The sequence below is a fragment of the Aliivibrio finisterrensis genome, assembly GCF_008933155.1.
GTDB classification, from domain to species: Bacteria; Pseudomonadota; Gammaproteobacteria; order Enterobacterales; family Vibrionaceae; genus Aliivibrio; species Aliivibrio finisterrensis.
Genome location: NZ_WBVP01000004.1, coordinates 261,771 through 282,785 on the forward strand (window position 1 = coordinate 261,771; position 21,015 = coordinate 282,785).

The window sequence follows — 21,015 nt, forward strand, 5'->3', positions numbered from 1 at the left end:
CATTAGCACCGTTTTTTATTAACTATTCCGTAATTTTCTTACCCAAACTGATTATTTTTTGATACTTTATAATCATTGAACATAAACTTCCCATCATAAATTTGTTTTTAAGGATAAGAACGACCATGGCAAAAGTATCTCTGGAAAAAGAAAAAATAAAAATTCTTCTTTTAGAAGGGTTGCACCCATCTTGTGTTGAAGTTTTTCAGGCTGATGGCTATACAAACATCGAATATCATAAGGGATCGTTGTCAGAAGAGGATCTTCTTGAGGCAGTAAAAGATGTTCACTTTATTGGTCTTCGCTCACGCACTCAATTAACTCAAGAAGTGTTTGATGCCGCAAACAAGTTAGTTGCCGTCGGTTGTTTCTGTATCGGAACGAACCAAGTGAACTTAACGGCCGCTGCAAAACGCGGTATTCCAGTATTTAATGCCCCTTTCTCTAACACTCGAAGTGTTGCTGAGCTTGTTTTAGGGCAAATCCTATTACTCCTGCGTGGTATTCCTGAGAAAAATGCGTTAGCTCATCGTGGTATCTGGAAAAAAAGTGCCGATGCTTCTTTTGAAGCAAGAGGCAAACGTTTGGGTATCATAGGTTATGGACATATCGGTACACAATTAGGTATTTTAGCTGAAAACTTAGGTATGCGAGTCTATTACTACGATATAGAAAACAAGCTATCGCTAGGTAATGCAACTCAGATCCAAACCATGAGTGAGCTATTAAATAAATGTGACGTTATCTCTCTTCATGTTCCAGAAACACTAGGAACAAAAGACATGATGGGAGCTGAAGAGTTTGCCCGTATGAAGCCAGGTGCTATCTTTATCAATGCCGCTCGTGGCACTGTCGTTAAGATCCCTGACTTATGCGATGCATTAGAGTCTGGTCATTTAGGTGGTGCAGCTATCGATGTATTCCCTGTGGAACCTAAAACAAACGCAGACCCATTCGAATCGCCATTACAGAAGTTTGATAATGTTATTCTTACTCCGCATGTCGGAGGCTCGACTCAAGAAGCTCAAGAAAACATCGGCGTTGAAGTCGCAGGGAAACTCACTAAATACTCTGATAATGGTTCAACATTGTCATCAGTAAACTTCCCTGAAGTCTCTCTTCCTGAACATACTGATACGTCTCGTTTGCTTCATATCCATGAGAACCGTCCAGGTATTCTAACTCAGATAAACAGCATTTTTGCTGATGAAGGGATTAACATTGCCGCTCAATACCTACAAACATCTGCGGATATGGGCTATGTCGTAATTGATGTTGAAACCCCTCGTTCTGAAGAAGCATTAGTTAAGCTAAAAGCTATTGAAGGCACAATCCGCGCTCGAATTCTACACTAACATCACTAAAAAAGGGGTTACCACGCGGTAACCCCTTTTTATTTTTTACTCTTCAGCAACTATTCCTTTAGTCGATAAACAACAGACACTGAATCTGAAATCACCATTTGGTTATCTTGGTAGCTTTCTGCAACATTAGAAGCCGCATCCATTCTCATGCTTTTCATTAAGACTGGTTGGCTGTAGTTGTTGCGATAAGAAACCTTCCATACCCCTTTAACTTCACTGCCAAAACCTTTTGCTAATGATGTTGCTTTTTCATTGGCATCTTTAATTGCCTCTAAACGTGCAGCTTCAATGTATTCTTTCTCTTTACTTGTCTTTAATTCAATATGATTAATACGATTGATGCCATCACCTAGCGCTTTATCAAGGTATCCATTTAATTTATTTAAATCCATTACCGTAACCGTAATATTACGAATAGCTTTGTACCCAACAAGCTCTGGTTTTTTCCCTTTTGGATAACGATACTCTGGTGTTAAGTGAATATTCCCACTGTTAATATTTTCACGTTTCACACCTTGTACTTCTAAACGAGCAAGAAAACTCGTCACTGCTTTATCTGCTGCTTGCTTTGCTTTTTCTGCGGTTGCTTTACTTTCTACCACATCAACTGAAAACTGCGCCATATCTGGCACAACAAGTACCTCTCCTGTACCTAATACTTCAAGATGAGGAAAATCGGGTGATGAAGCAAAAGCCATTGGCGTTAAACAAGCCGATAAACATAAAGCACTGATTATTTTTTTCATGGTTAATATCTCAAAGTAACATCATAGGGTTATGACTATAAGAGTAATAAATAATTCCCTTAGCCAACCAAAGTTCCATTCAAAAAAAATGCTACCCGAAGGCAGCATTTAATGTATTGATTTAAGTAAACCTTAGTCTACTTTATTTAAATGCACATCCATTTGTGGGAATGGGATCTCAATACCTTCATTATCAAGACCCTCTTTAATCGCTTGAAGCGTATCAAAGTAAACATCCCAATATTGTTCTGTTTTACACCAAGGACGAACAACAAAGTTTACTGATGAATCAGCAAGAGCAATAACACCCACGGTTGGTGCCGGTGTTTTAAGTACACGCTCATCAGATTCAAGAACTTTCGTAATCACTTCTTTTGTTTTCTTCAGGTCAGCACTGTAAGACACACCAATCACATGGTCTACACGACGAGTAGCATGACGTGAATAGTTAGTGATTGGACTGCCGATAACGCCACCATTTGGCACTACAACCATTTTATTATCTGGTGTAGTTAGAATTGTTTGGAAAATTTGAATTGAATCAACAGAACCTGCAACCCCACCAATCTCAACATAATCGCCAGACTTAAATGGACGGAATGCTACGATTAATACACCTGCTGCAAAGTTTGATAATGAACCTTGAAGCGCAAGGCCTACCGCTAAGCCGGCCGCACCAATAACAGCAACAACAGAAGCGGTTTGAACGCCTACTTTACCTAAAGCTGCAATTAAAACGATAATGAACAAAAGGTAACGAACCAGCGTATGAACAAAGTCGACAACGGCCTTATCAACTTTCTTTTTCTGAAGAGCCTTGCTTACACCACCGGCGATTTTCTTAACGATAATATTACCGATAAAAAGGATCACCAATGCCGAGATAATATTTACTCCATACGTGATAAATAGCTCTGAATTATCTGTTAGCCAATGTTCTAAATTAGCCACACTTGTAGTAGCTAAATCAGTCACAGCACCTTGATTTGCCATGTAATTTGTCCTTTATAGTTATTCTCAGTATAAATTGAGATGATTGCCATATATTGACGATTTATACCAATTCTAACACTATCAGCGTCAGCTTGATGTAAAATCTCTTTCTAAAATACACTTTTCTCTTTCTATTCTCTTCAATAAGAAAGAAAAACAACCTGAATTACAATAACCTACCCAACACTAGCGGATTAAATTATTCTAACTACATTTTACTTACAAAAATAATACATTCAGCTGTCGTGACGTAATTATTTTTGTTGCTCTTCTCTTTTGAAAACAAATTCACTTTCTGTTGATTCTGCGTCTACAAAGTAATAACCCGCAACACTAAACTCTTTGAGCTCTTCTTTGTTTTTCACCCTGTTTTCAATAATAAAACGAGCCATTAAGCCTCGCGCTTTTTTGGCATAAAAGCTGATAATTTTATATTGTCCATTTTTGCAATCTTTAAAGACCGGGGTTATCACCTTTGCAGCTAATGCTTTTGGTTTTACCGCTTTAAAATATTCATTTGAGGCTAAGTTCACTAAAACATCATCACCTTGTGCTTTCAACACTTGGTTTAATTGCTCTGTAATTTTACTCCCCCAAAACTGATACAAATTACTACCACGACCATTCGCTAGCTTTGTTCCCATCTCCAAGCGATAAGGTTGCATAAGATCCAATGGTTTCAATAGCCCATACAACCCAGACAACATACGTAAATGCGCTTGAGCAAACTCGATATCACTCTCCGTTAGGCTGTTTGCATCTAACCCAGTATAAACATCACCTTTAAATGCAAATAGGGCCTGACGAGCATTATCTTGAGTAAACGTCGTTGACCACTCTTCAAAACGCACCGCATTTAAACTTGCAATTTTGTCACTCACCTTCATTAAGGCGGAGATATCTAATGGCGTTAATTGTTTACATACCTCTACAAGCTCAGCTGAATCAGCAATAAAGTCAGGTTGAGTAAAGGTTTTAACGGGTAATGGCGTTTCGTAATCCAGTGTTTTCGCAGGTGAAACAACAATAAGCATGAGCAAGATATCCTATGTATTTTTATATACTATGATAGTAACTATTCAGATATAAAAAAGCCACGCTAGCTTGCGTGGCTTTGTCTATTTCTTTGATGGATAAAACAAATGATTATTTTTGTTCTTTTGTACTATCCCAAATACCTTCTTCTAGCTGCGAGTGTAGCTCTGGATAATCTTTACTATCAAAGGTAGGTACTTTACCCGCTGCCAACTGCTTATTATAATCTTTAGCTAGCTTTATTACCGTGCCAGATAGTAATGAAATAGCGATTAAGTTAACAATAGCCATTAGTCCCATTGAAACATCAGCAAGTGCCCATACCGTTGGCAGTGAAGATAAAGCACCAAACATAACCATTCCCAATACAATGACACGGAATATACCAATACCTGCTTTGTGATTATGTTCTAGAAAAATCAAGTTTGTTTCCGCATACGAATAGTTTGCGATAATTGACGTAAATGCAAAGAAGAAAATCGCAATAGCAACAAAAATTCCGCCCCAGTCACCCACTTGACTCGTTAGAGCCAATTGAGTGAGCTCTATCCCTGTCACTTCACCATGTGGCACATATTCGCCAGACATTAAGATTATTGCGACGGTTGCAGAGCAAATAACAATCGTATCCATAAATACGCCAAGCATTTGAACATAACCTTGAGATGCTGGGTGCGGAGGATATGGTGTCGCTGAAGCTGCAGCATTAGGTGCCGAACCCATACCCGCCTCATTCGAGAACAAACCACGTTTAATGCCATTAATCATTGCTTGGGCAATCGCGTAGCCTAAACCACCGGCAGCGGCCTCTTGAAGACCAAACGCACTTTTGAAAATTAAAGCAATAACGCCTGGTAATTTTTCGATATTGGTTAGCATAATAAACAATGCTATTGCCAAATACGCCAAAGCCATAACTGGAACAACAATTTCAGCGGTTCTTGCTATCGTTCTAAAGCCACCAAAAATAACAACCGCAGAGATAATAACAATCGCAATACCAACATAGAGAGGTTCCCAACCAAACGCCGTTTGCATTGCACCTACAATGGAGTTGGCTTGTACCGCATTAAAAACTAAACCAAACGCAATAATTAAAAAGATAGAGAATAAAACGCCCATCCAGCGCATTCCCAATCCCTTCTCCATATAATAAGCAGGACCACCACGGTAGTTACCATCGTCATCTTTAGTTTTATATAATTGAGCTAATGTACTTTCTGCAAAGGAGGTTGCCATACCTAACATGGCAATTAACCACATCCAGAAAATGGCACCAGGGCCACCAGCAGTTAACGCCACAGCGACACCTGCCATATTACCAGTACCGACACGGGCGGCTAGACTAGTACACAAGGCTTGAAATGATGAAATCCCAGATGGATCTGATTTTCTACTGTTTTTCAAAACCGAAAACATATGACCAAAATGGCGGAATTGAATAAACCCTAAACGAACAGTAAAATAAATACCAATAGCGACTAATAAATAGACCAGTACTGAACCCCATAATAGGTCATTCAGTAAGTTAATAAGACTTGTCACACTTCCCTCTCAATTACGTCAATAATTTATGATTGCACACACTTATCACTATAAGTGCCCCTACTAATCTTCCTTGTTATTGTCGATTATTTATTTGGTTATGATGAAGAGTTAACTCTGCACAGTGCAACTCTATTCAGTTATTAGCAGTAAATCTAAATATTTACTCATCCAATAAGATTAGCGGGCTGAATGATGCTCAGTATTTACTAAAAAATCAATAAAAAACAAATGTTGTAGTTATGACACTTTTTCTACAACCTTGGACTTGCCGTTCATTTTCACAACATAAAAAATCATCCTATTGACATTTAAATCAATGCAAAAACATCAACAAATAATAATTCACGTTGTTTTCGTTATGAAAATACGCTTCCACAGCCATAGAAAACAGTAAGATATCAACGTTGCTCATCCTCTCTATTTTTACTTAAGAAAATAATAAGCACCTCAACCCTTAGCAAGGTAATAGACTAAAAAACCAATAAAAAAAAGAATCTACATTAACAAAAGTTAAACAAAAAAATATACTTTTATTCCGTATGGAATAGATTAATAAAAGGTTGTTAGGCGTTATTAATTAAAATTAAAGTCATTTTAGTGACCGTTATCTCACAAAAATTTCATTAAAAAGAAACAAATGAGAAACAGTTCAAGGTCATAATCGACACTCTGTGATATTTAATAACACACGATGGTAGATAACTTACTCTTTGTAATGATTCATTATTTTATAAAACGAGGTGCTTATGGATGGGTACACATTAAATGATTTATTAGCTACAAAAACATCAACAACTAAAAAGAAGCCAAAAAAGCGTTTATGGCGAGAAATTGAAGCATTTCAAGATCGTCGTCAGCTATTACATGAATTAAGAGAACTCGATCCTTCATTCAAAGGAAGCATTGATGAGGCTTTCTTCAAATAAGACATCACATTAAATCACTAAACAAAAAGGAGAGTACGGAACTCTCCTTTTTAATTGACAACAAACCTATCTTACCTTTTCAGCAAGCACTAAATAACGTTTATCAATTATGTTACCAAATACGGGATCTTCTTCTTCAATCCAACTCCTTTCTAATTCCTCCCAATCGTTGGTGGTCAGGTGTGCTTTAAGAAAAGGTAAGATCTCTTTTTCTTCGAGTTCAAGGTGTTGTCGTACTCGAGAGGTAAATGCTTTTAAGTGCTCTTTAAAAATATCCTTGGGAACAATCGCATCATTTAAAATCATCTCAATCGTTATCGAGAAGGCTTCAGTGCTGTCTGATAATGTGTGATGCTCTTGCAGTAAGTTATCTAACCCTTCATGCTCACCATAATGATCAATATAATATTGATATATCATGTCCTCCTTAGGGTGATGCATCTTCTCTGCGACAGACGACAGATAACTAACACTTTCTCGGATCACATTATAATTAACGCTCTTTTCATCTTCTAGCCGAGACAGCTTACTCTCTAATAACTGAATGATACGATTAATATACCCATGCTCTTTATATATGCTTTCTATCAGCATCCTTTCCTCCCTACAGTCTCTTAATTTATTTAATACCATTCTGGATAAGTAGTTGTTCAGATAATTGCGTAGGAAAAATCGATTAGATCAAGGCATAAATTACAGTAACTAGTGGATCTAATTACAAAATTTATAACACAGATATAATCGATTTTAACAAGCAAGAATGATCAAATACTTATGTAGATTGGTATAAGATAACTTAAGTGTATATCACTGAGATAAGAGCACAGGATTTAGTTCAAAATTTATACAGCAAACTTATGAAACTGAATGCCAATTGATCTCTGCTAACTTTTTCGATTTAAGTAATTCATTCACTTTTGAGAAATGTTTACAACCAAAAAAACCACGATGAGCTGACAACGGAGAGGGATGAGGTGCTTTTAAAATAGAGTGGCGTTCCTTATCTATATTCCCACCTTTCTTTTGAGCATGAGCTCCCCATAATAAGAAGATTACACCTTCTCTATGTAAGTTCAGCTGCTCTATGATGCTATCTGTGAATGTTTCCCAGCCAAACTTAGCGTGAGAGTGCGCCTTGCTTTCTTCAACGGTTAATACTGTATTTAACAATAATACGCCTTGCTTAGCCCAACTCTCCAAGTAGCCATGTTCAGGAATAGTAAAATCACTAATATCTTCGGCTAATTCTTTATACATATTACGCAATGAAGGCGGCGTTTTTATCCCAGGCAATACAGAGAAAGAAAGACCATGTGCTTGCCCTTTACCATGATATGGATCTTGGCCCAGAATCACGACTTTAACCTCATTAAAAGCAGTTAAGTCAAAGGCAGTAAAAATATCTTTTTCTTGTGGGAAAACATTTTTGCCAAGCGCTCGCTCTCTATCAATCTTTGCCATCATAGATTGGTAGTAGGTTTTTTCTTTTTCAGCCGATAAAACCGAATTCCAGGTCACTGTCATTATGCCTTCTCGCTCAGTTTTCTTAATTGAGATATTTCATCTTTCCAAATTTCAGGATCAATTGTTTCTAATATAAGGGGGATATTATTGAATCGTTCATCTTGCATGATGTATTCAAAACAATCCCACCCGATAGTTCCTTGCCCTAAAGAATGGTGACGATCTACACGGCTGCCTAACTCAATTTTTGCATCGTTAATATGCATACCACGTAAATATTGAAAACCAACAATTCGCTCAAATTCAGCAAAGGTATGATCGCAAGCTTCTTTCGATCCTAAGTCATAACCTGCCGCAAAGGTGTGACAAGTATCAAGACAAATCCCTACTCGTGTTTTATCTTCAACCAGATCGATTATTTGAGCTAAATGTTCAAATTTCCATCCTAGGTTTGTACCTTGACCTGCCGTATTTTCAATAACAGCAATCACATCAGGAACCGCTTGATGAGCTAAATTAATTGACTCAGAAATCAAAGCTAAACACTCATCTTCTGAAATTTTCTTTAAATGGCTTCCTGGGTGGAAATTTAATAACGTTAAACCAAGCTGATTACAGCGCTCCATCTCATCAATAAATGCCGCTCGAGATTTTTCTAACTTATCTTCTTCTGGAGCACCTAAATTAATAAGATAAGAGTCATGTGGTAAAATTTGATCACTTGAAAAACCAAAGCGCTTACAGTTTGCTTTAAAATCAGAGATAACTTTTCTTGTTAGTGGCTTGGCTGCCCATTGACGTTGATTCTTAGTGAATAGTGCGAATGCATTTGCTCCTATTTGATAGGCTCTCTTCGGTGCTTGATCAACCCCGCCGGCCGCAGATACGTGAGCTCCAATATATTTCATCTCTGTACTTTCCTTTCAAAATTAACGTCGTCACTATTATTACGGTAAACACTTTATTTGTCAGTATTTCTATCATCTTACTAAAATTGAACCTTTATTTTGGCACCAACATAAAAAACCATTTTGTAGTAATATTACAACAAAACAAAGGTATAACAATAAAGTGGTAGGCTGCATTTTTCGTGCTACAGACTAGCTATATGGTGCTTTATTGATTTAGAGCAAGGTTTATAAGATGAATTAATTATCACTTTTTGTAGTTTTTTGACCTATATCAATATACAAAGTAAGGGTATCATGTATATAATGTGACCCATAAGATATTTACAAAATAACCACAAAGTGGACTAGGAGAAAGTAAAATGATCACAGGTATCCAAATTACTAAAGCTGCAAATGACGATCTTCTTAACTCTATCTGGCTACTAGATAGCGAGAAAAACGAAGCACGTTGTGTTGTTGCAACAGCAGGTTTTGAAGCAGATCAAGTAATTGCAGCAAACGAGCTAGGCGAATACGAAAGCCGTGACGTTGCAATTGAAAAAGCACCAAAAATCGAAGGTGGTCAGCACCTAAATGTGAACGTTCTACAACGTGATACATTAGAAGATGCTGTTAAACACCCAGAGAACTACCCACAACTGACTATCCGTGTTTCTGGTTATGCTGTGCGTTTTAACTCTCTAACTACTGAACAACAAAAAGACGTTATCGCACGTACATTCACTGAAACTCTATAATTTTAGAGTGAATTGAATTCAATAAAAACGGCACTCATTGCTCATGAGTGCCGTTTTTTTATGCGTAAAAAGCACATCAATTAATTATGATGTGCTATTTGAGTTTTATTATTAATACTTTTGGTTACTGTACTTTACGAAGTACTGCTTTTAATGCATCAAAATCGTTAGCAAGATCTTCAGATAACAGCTCCATTGCATTATGTTTAGCTAATGGTGCAGGCAGTTCAAGATCACCACCTAAGATATCATCGACGACTTCTTTAAATTTCGCAGGATGTGCTGTACATAAGAAAAGCCCGGTTTCACCGTCATTAAGTTGCTCTTCAAGAATGCGATAAGCAATGGCACCATGTGGCTCACATAAATACCCTTCAGCATTCATTGCTTTTAGCGTTTCAGCACTTTGCTCATCCGTCACTGCACCTTTACCAAGCGTTTCTAAGCCCCAACCTAAACGCTGACATAGCTCTTCAATTCGAGGCCAGTTGTTTGGTTGGCTCACATCCATTGCATTGGAAATCGTTGGGATCGTCGTTTTTGGCTCCCACTTACCAGTTTCAAGGTAGCGCGGTACGGTGTCATTAACATTAGTTGCAGCAATAAAGCGCTTAACTGGTAAGCCTAATGATTTAGCTAACAGGCCTGCGGTTAAATTACCAAAATTACCGCTTGGTACTGAGATAACGACATCACTACGTTTTTCTTTTGGCAGTTGAGATACCGCTTCAAAGTAGTAACAAATTTGCGCCATTAGTCGGCTGATATTAATTGAGTTTGCTGAATTCAGTCCAACTTCTTTACGTAGCTCAGCGTCATCAAACGATTGTTTAACTAATGCCTGACAGTCATCAAAGTCACCATCAACGGCAACGGTATGAATATTCTTGCCTAGTGTACAAAATAACTTTTCTTGCAGCGGGCTGATCTTTCCTTTTGGATAAAGGATAACGACTTTAATGTTATCCATACCATAGAATGCATGAGCAACGGCTGCACCAGTATCACCTGATGTCGCCGTTAGAATCGTAATTTGTTCATTGCCTTCGGTCACCGCAGCTAAAGATTGCGCCATAAAACGACCACCAAAATCTTTAAACGCTAATGTCGGGCCATGAAATAATTCAAGCGCATAAACGCCCTCTTTTACAGCATGGATTGGCGCTGGGAATTGAAACGCATTTTCGACCATACTTTTCACTGTATCTTGTGATAATTCCTCACCAATAAACGCAGATAAAATCTTAGTGCTACGAGGAATAAAATCTTCAGCTAGAAGCGCATCAACATCATCAAACTTAGGCAATTCTGATGGAAAAAATAGTCCTTGATTACGACCTAAACCTTGACGAACAGCTTGACCAAAAGAGACCTGTTCATCATTTTCTTTTATGTTATACAGCTTCATAGTTTACTTCCTGTTACTTGTGAGCCTTGCTTATCCAAACGACAAACATGGACAAATCCTTCATCATTTTGTACGTAGTTTTCTTGTAGCCAACGAGATACTCGCTCAGCGACGTCTTTATCTTTACAGATGCTAAACAGCGTTGGACCAGAACCTGAGATCCCAGTTGTCAGCGCTCCTGCTGAGGCTGCATATTCACGCGCTTTCGCAAAGTTAGGTAATAAGCGTTCACGATAGGGTTCAGCCACCACATCTTTAATCATTTTCGCAGCTAATTCAGGCTGCTTTGAATAACATGCATGAATAAAACCGGCTAAATTACGACCATGTGCTATCACATCTTGACGGCGGTATTGAGAAGGTAAAATCTCACGCGCTTCTGCTGTTGATACTTTAATTCCTGGGTATGCCATCACCCAATACCATTCATCAAAACACGGAACTTCTTGGCTAATAATACCTAACTCTTCAACCATTAATTGCAGGCCACCAAGATAACAAGGAGCAACATTATCATAATGAATACCACCTGATATCTGCCCTTCCATCTCCCCCATTAATGCCAACACTTCCATGTCTGTTAATGGCTTATCATGAAATAAATTCAACGCATCTAATGCGGCTACAATCGAACAGGCGCTAGAACCAAGCCCAGAGCCAATTGGCATGTTCTTCTCAAGTACCATATGAATCGGTTTAAGTTCAGTGCCTTTTTTTACAAGCTCTCTTGCAAATACACGCCAGCAATCATAAACAATATTTTCTTTTGGGTTCTCCGGTAACTTATCTACAAAGCTACCTGCGGTTGCTAAAGTGAAAGCTTCGGTTCCTAATTCAACTAAAACACGATCACCCAGTAATGTGCCATCAATAGGAGAAACGGCGGCACCTAATACATCAAAGCCTACACTTACATTACCAATTGATGCTGGAGCATAAACAACAACACTCATTTTATACTCCTAATTTCCAACCAAGCGTACGCATTAAATCAGAGAACACGCCAGCAGCGGTTACTTCGGTTCCTGCGCCATAACCACGTAATACTAATGGAATTGGTTGGTAATAGCGGCTATAAAAAGCCAACGCATTCTCACCATCCTTGATTTTAAACATAGGATCATCACCATCAACAGCAGCAATACGTACCTTACATTTACCTTCTAGAATTTCACCAACATAGCGCAATACTTTACCTTCTGCTGCCGCTTTTGCTGACTCTTGAGCAAAATAAGCATCCGCTTCAGGAAGGCGAGCCATAAACTCATCAACTGTGCCAGAATCATCAAAACCTGGTGGCAGAGCTTGCTCAACTTCTACATCATCTAGCTCTATTTCAAGGCCGGATTCACGAGCAAGAATAAGCAACTTACGAGCGACATCCATACCTGAAAGATCATCACGAGGGTCAGGTTCAGTAAAGCCGTTTTGTTTTGCAACATTTGTTGCTTCGCTTAACGACATTCCTTCATCTAGCTTACCGAAGATATAAGATAAAGAGCCGGATAAAATACCATTGAACTTTTCAAGCTCATCACCTGCTGCAATGAGATTTTGCAAGTTCTCAATAACAGGTAGACCAGCACCTACTGTTGTTTCATACATAAATTTACGACGAGTACCGCGCGCTGCATTACGTAATTGATGGTAATACGCCATTGAGTCGGTATTGGCTTTTTTATTTGGCGTAATAACATGGAAACCAGCGGATAAGAAATCAACATACTGAGCTGCAATTCCATGGTCAGAAGTACAATCGACAATCACAGGGTTAATAATATGGTTACGTTGCACCAAAGCAATCAATCGAGCTAAACTAAATTCTTCTGACGTATTACTCATACGATCACGCCAAGTATCTAGCGGAATACCTTTACTATCAAGCAATAAACCACGGCTATTTGCTAAACCGCAAACACGGATTTCAATGCCTTTCTCTGCAAGTTTTGGCTGCTGACGCTTAATTTGATCGACAAGTTCGCCACCAACACCACCAACACCAACAACAAACACATCTAAAAAATGCTTACTGTTAAATAAGTTCTCATGGCAGGCTTTAATTGATTCAGATATTTTATCTTCTGGAATAACAGCTGAAATAGCTCGCTCTGAAGAACCTTGTGCAATGGCAATAATATTAACGTTTACTTCAGTTAAAGAAGTAAAAAATTGAGATGCGACACCTTTAGATGTACGCATACCATCACCAACTAAGGTAACAATTGCTACGTTATCAGTGAATTCTACCGGCTCTAGTAAGCCATCTTTTAATTCAAGTTCAAACGCTTCTCTTAATACTTGCTCAGCCTTACATTTGTCTTCAGCTTCAATACAGAAACTGATGCTGTACTCTGAAGAGGATTGTGTAATAAGAACAATGGAGATACCAGAAGTAGACATCGCACCAAATACACGACTTGCCATGCCAACCATGCCCTTCATTCCCGGACCGCTAACATTAACCATTGTTAAGTTGTTTAGTGTTGTAATTCCTTTAATCGCAAGATTATCTTCGCCAGTATCCTGTCCAATTAAAGTACCAGGGCCTTGAGGGTTAAAACTATTTTTAATCAAACAAGGAATATGGAATTGCGCGATAGGCGCGATTGTTTTTGGATGCAGAACAGAGGCTCCAAAATAAGAGAGTTCCATTGCTTCTTGATAGCTTAATGATTTTAATAAACGTGCATCATCAACTAATCGAGGGTCACAATTATAGACACCGTCAACATCGGTCCAGATCTCACAACATTCAGCACGAAGACAGGCTGCAAGTACAGCTGCAGAATAATCTGAACCATTACGACCCAGAGTAACTAATTCCCCTTTTGCATTACCCGCAGTAAAACCCGGCATAATGTTTACATGCCCAGAAGGCAAAGGTTCATTTTTAAAGTTGAGCGTTGAGATATCAACATCAACAGCACCTTCAAGAAAATCACCGCGAGCATATAGATATTTAACAGGGTCAATCAGACTTGCAGGTTGGCCTTTGGCCTCAAGCACCGCTTTCATTGTTACAATAGAAATGCGCTCGCCTTTACTGATAATTTTTGCGTATACGTTATCTGGACACATACCTAATAAGGTGATCCCATGGACGTATTGACGAAGTTGAGAAAGAGAGTCTTTTAGCTTGTTTTCAAGCGTTTTAAGATCAACTTGCGGAAGAGCGTTAGAAATACCATCAAATAACTGAATAAACGTAGATTCTAGCTCTGTAATCTGTAATTCTGCTTCTCCATTGCTAAGAACATTATCTACTACAGAAACTAATTTATTAGTCACTTTTCCTGGAGCTGATAACACAACTGAAACGTCTTGCTGTTGTGCATTATTGGCAATAATATCTGCGGCACGTAAAAAACGATCTGCATCGGCTAATGACGAACCACCAAACTTTAATACTCGCATTTCTATCCTCCCTAAAAACGAGTGTTACTGCAGTATCCTTACTGCTCTTAGCATAATAACCTTTTCGGTCAATAATGAAAGAATACAGTTAAGAATTAGTAACGAAATTGCAAAAAAAAACCCGCTCTGAAAATCAGGGCGGGCTTTTTAAAATACTTACGCGTATCAACCCACCCCAGCAACCATGGTGCCGGTAATTGTTGTGGTAATAATCATTGAGCTGATAGTAAACATATTATAAAAACTCTGAAATAAATGATTGCGATATACCATAACTACCTTACTTTCTGCTTACAAGTCAACCAAAAGTTTACTCATTCATTTAACAAAAGAAGAATATATCGCCTCAAGTTATTGAGTATTAAATATAAAATAAAATTTTATAGATTTAACTTCTGCAATTAAATTAACAACTCTTTACTCATCAAAACCCCATTAAGATCAGCATAAATATAATCACCAGGAGAAATGATCTGAGTATTAATAGTAACGGACACTTGTTTTTCTCCTGCTCCTCTTTTTTCTGTCTTAAATGGGGAGGCATTTAGCGCTTTCAAACCTAATGGCATATTCTGTATCGCACCGACATCACGTACTGCACCATAAACGATAACGCCTTCCCATTGATTTTCTACAGCAAGTGTAGCGACCTGATCACCCAATAACGCTTTTTGGCAAGAGCCATTACCATCAATCACTAACACCTTGCCTTTTCCGCTAGTTTGCAAAACCTCTCTTACTAAAGAGTTATCTTGATAGCAACGAACTGTTACAATTTCACCATAAAAGCATGCTTTTCCACCATAGTTTTTAAACTCGACATCAATCAGCTGTACTTTCTCTTCAAATTGATCACAAATATCAGGTAATAAATCCATTTTATTTTCTCCTTGTTTGTAAAGTTGACTCTACAATAACAACATTTGTTAAAATATTTAGCGATAAATCGCATAGATATTTACAGTTTTAATATAGATATGTGTCTATATTCATTACTACACTGTATTGACCTTAGTTGATATTGACTTAAATCAATAAAATGTATGGAAATAAAAATCGCTTATTGTTAGAGTGGTGTTAAGGGATTAAAATCTCCCTTCTATTGGAGTTTCAGCGAGTAGCTCACGAATTTAGAGCTTTATCATGTTATTGATTATATATTCAATAACAACCACCAAGGATGGCGTACCGTTTAGGTTTCTATTCTTCAATTAACATTTTAGTTTACTATTGAAGAATATATTTCCTATTTGTAAATTTTTTATTATAGAATTAGTACTATTAATTCTACTTTTGACTTTAACCAGTTAGTTAGGTACCGCCCATGCAAACCCCTCAGATCCTAATCGTTGAAGATGAACACGTAACTCGTAATACACTTAAAAGCATTTTTGAAGCTGAAGGCTACAATGTTTTTGAAGCGAGCGATGGCGAAGAGATGCACACTGTGCTTTCTGAGCAACAACTTAATCTTGTGATTATGGATATCAACCTTCCAGGCAAAAATGGCCTTCTTCTTGCTCGTGAACTTCGCGAGCGTGGTGATATGGCTCTTATGTTCCTAACAGGCCGTGATAACGAAGTTGATAAGATTTTAGGTTTAGAAATTGGCGCTGATGATTACATCACTAAGCCATTTAACCCTCGCGAACTTACTATTCGTGCTCGTAACCTATTAACTCGTTCAATGAACCAAAGCACAACTGTTGAAGATAAGAAAACAGTTGAGCGTTATGCGTTCAATGGCTGGACAGTTGAAATTAATAGCCGTTCTCTTGTTAGTCCAAGCGGCGAAAGCTACAAGCTTCCTCGCTCAGAGTTCCGTGCTCTTCTTCACTTCTGTGAAAACCCAGGTAAGATCCAGACTCGTGCTGATCTTCTGAAAAAAATGACAGGTCGTGAGCTTAAGCCGCACGATCGTACGGTTGATGTGACAATTCGTCGTATCCGTAAGCACTTTGAATCAGTAACTGATACTCCAGAAATCATTGCTACGATTCACGGTGAAGGTTACCGTTTTTGTGGTGATTTAGAAGAGCTATAAACCTCTTTTATTTTATCCAATAAAAAATGCCCAGCTAGTGATAGCTGGGCATTTTTAGTTTATACAAAACAACTAATAAACCGTATCAACCTGAATATCAGTTTCAACAATCCACTCATTATTTGCTTCAATCGCAATATCAATAACTTGTGTCGCATCTATATCATAGAAAGATTGACCTGTAACTTCCCATGTATGGTTATCATGAACTCTCACTTCGAACTCATCATATGATAATGACCACGAATTATCACCTTGACGAAGAATAACTTTATCAATCATTAACTCAGGCGCAATTACTTGTTCTGATGTTAATGTCAGTGCAAAATTAACCTTACTTTCATCTGTTTTTTCGCCTATGGTTGGCATTTGATCAATCCATACAGCTGAATCAAGTTGAATTTGAGCATTCATCATTTCAATTTTATTATCTTGCTTCCAATCTGCTTGTTGCTCTGTTGTCATTTGACACCCTGATAACGCAACCACCATTACTGAAGCTAATAGTACCTTTTTCATGCTATTCCTTATTTATTTTGCTGCTCTAACCAGCTTTTTAATATTTGAATATCATTTTCATATTCATTTTTTATCTCTTCAACCCAGTCATCAATGTTTTCCCACCATGCTGGTAATTCTGGCGATTGAGCCTTTTGAGCGACTTGTTGAATATGCTTTAACCCAATAGAGCCTGCAGCACCTTTCATCTTATGTGTTTCAAATACAATACCGTCTTGATCTCTTGCTGTCATATTAGTATCTAAGATTTGAATGTATTCCTTCATGCTTTTTTCAAACATTTCTATACTGGCATAAACAGGTTTAGTACCAACAATGTCAATATATGACTCTAACATCTCTATATCCAATAAACGCTCAATCAATTGCTCATTTTCCAATTGCTCGGCCGTTTTAATCGGTTGCTGTAATTGCTTTTGAATTATTTTCTTATCCGACATCGAAAATAACTCAAGCACCTCTGTTAGTGCTTTCACGCTAAGAGGTTTGCTTATTGCTTCATCCATGCCTTTTTCAAAATATTCATCTTTCTCTTTCAATAAATTAGCGGTTAAAGCAACAAGTGGCGGTAATTCATCAAACCTTTCTCTTAATGCCTGAGCAACATCAAACCCAGTCATATCTGGTAACTGAATATCAAGTAACGCTAAATCGTATTGGGTTGGATCAAATTGATTAAGAGCATCTTCACCGCACATGGCAACATCAACAGTATGCCCGAGACTTTCAAGCAACGAGCGAGCAACCGTGATATTTAATTCAATATCTTCCAGCATAAAGATACGTAGTGACTTCGCGCTTTTTACCTCAGGCATCGCCTCTTCTTCTTCTACAGAATCGACTAATGGCACATTGATCGTTACGGTAAATGTACTACCAAACCCTATTTCACTACTGACGGTAATGTCTCCATCCATCAGATTAATAAGCTCTTTAGATACCGCTAAGCCAATGCCTGTTCCGACGGCATGCAGATTATCTTTGCCTTGTTTTACTTGATAGTACATTGCAAATACATTGTCTAACTCTGATTCAGGGATCCCAATGCCAGTATCTTCAATCTCAAAGGTTATTTCTGCACTGTCAGAATATATCTCTGCGCCCACAGACATTACGACACTGCCTTCTTTAGTGAATTTAGTCGCATTACCAACTAGATTCCAAAGTACCTGGCGGAGGCGTGTACTATCAACACTAATATTTGCTGGTAAGTCTGTTAATCGCTCAAGATCGAAACGAAGACCTTTTTGCTCAGCCATCAAACCTGAAATGTTTTCCATCTCAGTAACAAAGCTTATAAAATCAAGAGGTTTTGGAAGTAATTCTAATTTACGACGATCAAACTTATCCATATCGATAATATCGTTAAAGATATTACCAAGCGTGATCGCACTGACATTAATGGTTCGCATATAGTTATGCTGTTCATCATCAAGACGGGTATCTAATAACATACGACTTAAGCCAACAATACCATTTAGTGGCGTGCGTAATTCGTGGCTAATGGTAGAAATAAAGGTGGTTTTATCTCGACTGGCTTTTTGTAGTGCCTCTTCATACTCTTTGCGCTCTGTTATATCTCGCCCAAAGCCGACCAAACCAAGATGACGTCCCGACTTACTATAGAAAGGAATTTTACTGAGCTCATAACATGCTTTTCGCCCATCAGGGTAATCTAGCCATTGTTCATAAGTTAATGGCTTATTATCTTGCAGTACCTGTCTATCGGTATCAATAACTTTTGCCGCAACCTCTGCGTTATAAACGTCTTTAGGAGATAAACCAATTAATTCTTTTTCTATTTTACCCGTCAGCTCTTCCATGGCTTTATTACAGCCAGAAAATAAACCTAGTTCATTACGGTAATAAATAATATCAGGAGAAGTATCTAGGTAAGATCTAAGCAATGCCGTTTGTTCTGCTAACTCTAATTGTGCTTTTTCACGCTGAAAAACTTCATTTTCGAGATCTTCCATCGCTTCTTGTCGAGCATCTTCTGCTTTTTCACGCTCTTCAATTTCTTGGTTAAGTTTCTTAACATTGCCCTGTAATTTTTTATTTAACTCTAAATCACGAGTACGCATCTCTTCCATCTTACTAACTAATTTAGAAAGTCTCTGACGTGAGTCTTCTAAATGTTCAACGACAACAGATAAGAAAAAGACAGCCCAAGGCGTTATAAGCAAACCAAAGAAAACGGAACGGACAATATCCAAATCATTGACTTCACCACTTAATACAAGTGTAACGCCAACTTGGACAATAACGGCCAATGCGACTAATGCAATGGCAAGTAAGAGACTAAAACGAACAATGCCAAGTCTCACCATGAGATCGACATAAAATTGCGCGAGAATTTTTAACTGCTTCATAAACACACCCTGATAGTATTCAACTAAATAATATCAGGGTTAGTTCTATTTGAGTTATTTTTTCAATATTGGCGTTGTATATTTGAAGGGTTGGTTTATCAGCGAACCTTGCGCCCCTTTTTTATTAAGGGCCATACCTACGTTAGTTAACCCTAACCAGCGAGGCTCACACCATAATGGCGAAAGTAAAGTAGGTCGTCTTGCTGTTGCTGACACTCGATGATACACAATCTCTGGTGGCGTTAATCGGATTAACTCACAAGCTATATCAACATAATCATCCATTTCTGGTGCTTCAATTTTTCCTGCTCGCCATGCTTTTGCCATGGTACTTCCCTCTACGATATGCAAAGGATGCAGCTTTAATCCATCGGTACCCGTTTCAAGTACCTTTGCTAATGTTGCTCGGTAGTCATCTTGAGTATCTCCTGGCAAACCAATAATTAAATGAGTACATACTTTAATTCCAAGCAATCTCGCCTTACGAGTAATCTCATCATAACAGGCAAAGTCATGACCTCGATTAATACGCTTTAATGTTTTATCATTGGCCGTTTGTAATCCAAGCTCTAACCAAACTTCATAGCCATCATCGTTAACATACCCTTTTAGTAAATCCAATACGGCATCTGGCACACAATCAGGGCGTGTCCCAACGCATAATCCAACAATATTGGCCGACTTAAGTGCTTCTTCATACATACTTTTTAATACCTGCACTTCAGCAAAGGTATTCGTATACGCCTGAAAATAGGCAAGATACTTTTTCGCTCTCTGCACTTCTCCAGCTCTATCTGTCAGTTGATCATGAATCGATTTGAACTGCTCTTGTTCATCAGAAAATGAAGCGACATTACAAAAGGTGCACCCCCCCTTTCCAATCGTTCCATCTCTATTTGGGCAACTAAAACCACCATGAAGAGTAAGTTTATGTACTTTTTCGCCATAACGGCGTTGTAGATCTTGCCCAAAGGTATTTGCTAGTTCATGAAGTTGCATTGCGATAACCAATTAATAAATCAAACACTTAGTTCACAAATAAAAAGAAGTCTCACTCCTATTTGTGAAAGTTGCTAACTCGTTTGTAAAAAAAGACCGTAAATAATATCGAAAGTCACCCATCTTAATCGTAATTTATATCAAGAAAAGGCGCATAAAGAGGCAATTTATCGCAAAAAAAGCCGAATTATTATAAATACTTATTCATTTTGAGCAAAAAAAGTGAAAATTACGTGCAACTTTCGTTGGTATTTAATATGACAAAAATGTAGGATAGTTACATCGTTTATATAGTTTAATTTGCCACCAACACGAATGTTGTGGTTTTTCGATAGTGGTATCTACTCTCAAACAACAAATACAATGGATAAAGGTGTATTTGATAGATACCACAATGGATTGGGTTTGTTTGCACGTCATATGAAGTGATGCCCGCAAACACCAGAATGGATTCAAACTTGCTACCTCTTGAGACTAACTCACAGCAAGTGCGATTTAAAATTTAGCAAAGGACTAGACAGAAACTTACGTAGAG

General features: G+C 38.0%; 18 protein-coding genes. 4 read left to right on the forward strand and 14 right to left on the reverse strand.

The window, feature by feature from the left end:
* Nucleotides 1-125: 125 nt before the first annotated feature.
* Complete coding sequence (gene serA, locus F8B77_RS05790) at nucleotides 126-1,355, forward strand: phosphoglycerate dehydrogenase (protein WP_151654489.1); 1,230 nt, start codon at nucleotides 126-128, stop codon at nucleotides 1,353-1,355.
* Nucleotides 1,356-1,414: 59 nt separating this feature from the next.
* On the opposite strand, the gene F8B77_RS05795 is transcribed toward serA, so the two are convergent.
* The 4 genes from F8B77_RS05795 to F8B77_RS05810 all read right to left on the reverse strand — a co-directional run bounded on the left by F8B77_RS05795 (nucleotide 1,415) and on the right by F8B77_RS05810 (nucleotide 5,683).
* Nucleotides 1,415-2,110: an oxidative stress defense protein gene (locus F8B77_RS05795; protein WP_151654491.1), complete on the reverse strand. Its 696-nt coding sequence runs from the start codon at nucleotides 2,108-2,110 to the stop codon at nucleotides 1,415-1,417.
* 132 nt (nucleotides 2,111-2,242) lie between these two features.
* Nucleotides 2,243-3,103 (reverse strand): small-conductance mechanosensitive channel MscS, encoded by an 861-nt coding sequence (gene mscS, locus F8B77_RS05800; RefSeq protein WP_151654493.1) that lies wholly within the window; start codon nucleotides 3,101-3,103, stop codon nucleotides 2,243-2,245.
* A gap of 254 nt (nucleotides 3,104-3,357) precedes the next feature.
* On the reverse strand, nucleotides 3,358-4,137 hold the full coding sequence (gene yaaA, locus F8B77_RS05805; RefSeq protein WP_151654495.1) for a peroxide stress protein YaaA: 780 nt from the start codon (nucleotides 4,135-4,137) through the stop codon (nucleotides 3,358-3,360).
* A 112-nt stretch (nucleotides 4,138-4,249) separates the two neighbouring features.
* A complete protein-coding gene (locus F8B77_RS05810) occupies nucleotides 4,250-5,683 on the reverse strand; it encodes an alanine/glycine:cation symporter family protein (protein ID WP_151654497.1) in 1,434 nt (477 codons plus the stop codon).
* A 749-nt stretch (nucleotides 5,684-6,432) separates the two neighbouring features.
* Between F8B77_RS05810 and F8B77_RS05815 the strand changes: the two genes are divergently transcribed.
* Complete coding sequence (locus F8B77_RS05815; RefSeq protein WP_165366873.1) at nucleotides 6,433-6,612, forward strand: DUF3545 family protein; 180 nt, start codon at nucleotides 6,433-6,435, stop codon at nucleotides 6,610-6,612.
* A gap of 66 nt (nucleotides 6,613-6,678) precedes the next feature.
* Here F8B77_RS05815 and F8B77_RS05820 read toward each other — a convergent pair whose 3' ends face one another.
* The 3 genes from F8B77_RS05820 to nfo all read right to left on the reverse strand — a co-directional run bounded on the left by F8B77_RS05820 (nucleotide 6,679) and on the right by nfo (nucleotide 8,984).
* Nucleotides 6,679-7,206 carry a hemerythrin domain-containing protein gene (locus tag F8B77_RS05820; protein ID WP_130044932.1) on the reverse strand — a complete coding sequence of 176 codons (528 nt, stop codon included), beginning with the start codon at nucleotides 7,204-7,206 and terminating at the stop codon, nucleotides 6,679-6,681.
* A 261-nt stretch (nucleotides 7,207-7,467) separates the two neighbouring features.
* Nucleotides 7,468-8,136 carry a uracil-DNA glycosylase gene (ung, locus tag F8B77_RS05825; protein WP_151654499.1) on the reverse strand — a complete coding sequence of 223 codons (669 nt, stop codon included), beginning with the start codon at nucleotides 8,134-8,136 and terminating at the stop codon, nucleotides 7,468-7,470.
* The gene (gene nfo / locus F8B77_RS05830) at nucleotides 8,136-8,984 is read right to left on the reverse strand and encodes a deoxyribonuclease IV (RefSeq protein WP_130087843.1); all 849 of its coding nucleotides are present in this window, start codon (nucleotides 8,982-8,984) and stop codon (nucleotides 8,136-8,138) included. Before nfo ends, ung begins: the two co-directional genes overlap by 1 nt.
* 362 nt (nucleotides 8,985-9,346) lie before the next feature.
* Here nfo and grcA point away from each other — a divergent pair, with 362 nt between their 5' ends.
* Nucleotides 9,347-9,724, forward strand: coding sequence for an autonomous glycyl radical cofactor GrcA (gene grcA, locus F8B77_RS05835; RefSeq protein WP_045102834.1), 378 nt, complete (start codon nucleotides 9,347-9,349; stop codon nucleotides 9,722-9,724).
* Between the two features lie 124 nt (nucleotides 9,725-9,848).
* Here grcA and thrC read toward each other — a convergent pair whose 3' ends face one another.
* The 4 genes from thrC to F8B77_RS05860 all read right to left on the reverse strand — a co-directional run bounded on the left by thrC (nucleotide 9,849) and on the right by F8B77_RS05860 (nucleotide 15,424).
* Nucleotides 9,849-11,132: a threonine synthase gene (gene thrC, locus F8B77_RS05840; protein ID WP_130087844.1), complete on the reverse strand. Its 1,284-nt coding sequence runs from the start codon at nucleotides 11,130-11,132 to the stop codon at nucleotides 9,849-9,851.
* The gene (gene thrB, locus F8B77_RS05845; protein ID WP_151654501.1) at nucleotides 11,129-12,085 is read right to left on the reverse strand and encodes a homoserine kinase; all 957 of its coding nucleotides are present in this window, start codon (nucleotides 12,083-12,085) and stop codon (nucleotides 11,129-11,131) included. Before thrB ends, thrC begins: the two co-directional genes overlap by 4 nt.
* A 1-nt stretch (nucleotide 12,086) precedes the next feature.
* Nucleotides 12,087-14,546 carry a bifunctional aspartate kinase/homoserine dehydrogenase I gene (gene thrA, locus F8B77_RS05850; RefSeq protein WP_151654503.1) on the reverse strand — a complete coding sequence of 820 codons (2,460 nt, stop codon included), beginning with the start codon at nucleotides 14,544-14,546 and terminating at the stop codon, nucleotides 12,087-12,089.
* 401 nt (nucleotides 14,547-14,947) lie between these two features.
* A complete protein-coding gene (locus tag F8B77_RS05860; protein ID WP_130047737.1) occupies nucleotides 14,948-15,424 on the reverse strand; it encodes a putative 4-hydroxy-4-methyl-2-oxoglutarate aldolase in 477 nt (158 codons plus the stop codon).
* 446 nt (nucleotides 15,425-15,870) lie between these two features.
* On the opposite strand from F8B77_RS05860, the gene arcA reads away from it, so the two are divergent.
* Nucleotides 15,871-16,590, forward strand: coding sequence for a two-component system response regulator ArcA (gene arcA / locus F8B77_RS05865; RefSeq protein WP_130059996.1), 720 nt, complete (start codon nucleotides 15,871-15,873; stop codon nucleotides 16,588-16,590).
* A 72-nt stretch (nucleotides 16,591-16,662) separates the two neighbouring features.
* Here the strand turns inward: arcA and F8B77_RS05870 are convergent, their stop codons facing one another.
* The 3 genes from F8B77_RS05870 to mnmL are packed head-to-tail and all read right to left on the reverse strand — an operon-like array spanning nucleotide 16,663 to nucleotide 20,480.
* Nucleotides 16,663-17,109 (reverse strand): membrane lipoprotein lipid attachment site-containing protein, encoded by a 447-nt coding sequence (locus F8B77_RS05870; RefSeq protein ID WP_151654505.1) that lies wholly within the window; start codon nucleotides 17,107-17,109, stop codon nucleotides 16,663-16,665.
* Between the two features lie 8 nt (nucleotides 17,110-17,117).
* Nucleotides 17,118-19,481, reverse strand: a complete 2,364-nt coding sequence (gene arcB / locus F8B77_RS05875; RefSeq protein WP_151654507.1) for an aerobic respiration two-component sensor histidine kinase ArcB — start codon at nucleotides 19,479-19,481, stop codon at nucleotides 17,118-17,120.
* A gap of 54 nt (nucleotides 19,482-19,535) precedes the next feature.
* Entirely contained in the window at nucleotides 19,536-20,480 is a 945-nt protein-coding gene (mnmL, locus tag F8B77_RS05880; protein ID WP_151654509.1) for a tRNA modification radical SAM protein MnmL/YtqA, read from the reverse strand.
* Between the last annotated feature and the right edge of the window lie 535 nt (nucleotides 20,481-21,015).

Coding starts and splice junctions, on each gene's coding strand:
- nfo (WP_130087843.1), bottom strand. CDS start 8,984: ATGAAATATATTGGAGCTCACGTATCTGCGGCCGGCGGGGTTGATCAA.
- F8B77_RS05870 (WP_151654505.1), bottom strand. CDS start 17,109: ATGAAAAAGGTACTATTAGCTTCAGTAATGGTGGTTGCGTTATCAGGG.
- thrA (WP_151654503.1), bottom strand. CDS start 14,546: ATGCGAGTATTAAAGTTTGGTGGTTCGTCATTAGCCGATGCAGATCGT.
- F8B77_RS05815 (WP_165366873.1), top strand. CDS start 6,433: ATGGATGGGTACACATTAAATGATTTATTAGCTACAAAAACATCAACA.
- serA (WP_151654489.1), top strand. CDS start 126: ATGGCAAAAGTATCTCTGGAAAAAGAAAAAATAAAAATTCTTCTTTTA.
- thrC (WP_130087844.1), bottom strand. CDS start 11,132: ATGAAGCTGTATAACATAAAAGAAAATGATGAACAGGTCTCTTTTGGT.
- yaaA (WP_151654495.1), bottom strand. CDS start 4,137: ATGCTTATTGTTGTTTCACCTGCGAAAACACTGGATTACGAAACGCCA.
- ung (WP_151654499.1), bottom strand. CDS start 8,136: ATGACAGTGACCTGGAATTCGGTTTTATCGGCTGAAAAAGAAAAAACC.
- F8B77_RS05860 (WP_130047737.1), bottom strand. CDS start 15,424: ATGGATTTATTACCTGATATTTGTGATCAATTTGAAGAGAAAGTACAG.
- grcA (WP_045102834.1), top strand. CDS start 9,347: ATGATCACAGGTATCCAAATTACTAAAGCTGCAAATGACGATCTTCTT.
- F8B77_RS05820 (WP_130044932.1), bottom strand. CDS start 7,206: ATGCTGATAGAAAGCATATATAAAGAGCATGGGTATATTAATCGTATC.
- arcB (WP_151654507.1), bottom strand. CDS start 19,481: ATGAAGCAGTTAAAAATTCTCGCGCAATTTTATGTCGATCTCATGGTG.
- mscS (WP_151654493.1), bottom strand. CDS start 3,103: ATGGCAAATCAAGGTGCTGTGACTGATTTAGCTACTACAAGTGTGGCT.
- F8B77_RS05795 (WP_151654491.1), bottom strand. CDS start 2,110: ATGAAAAAAATAATCAGTGCTTTATGTTTATCGGCTTGTTTAACGCCA.
- thrB (WP_151654501.1), bottom strand. CDS start 12,085: ATGAGTGTTGTTGTTTATGCTCCAGCATCAATTGGTAATGTAAGTGTA.
- arcA (WP_130059996.1), top strand. CDS start 15,871: ATGCAAACCCCTCAGATCCTAATCGTTGAAGATGAACACGTAACTCGT.
- mnmL (WP_151654509.1), bottom strand. CDS start 20,480: ATGCAACTTCATGAACTAGCAAATACCTTTGGGCAAGATCTACAACGC.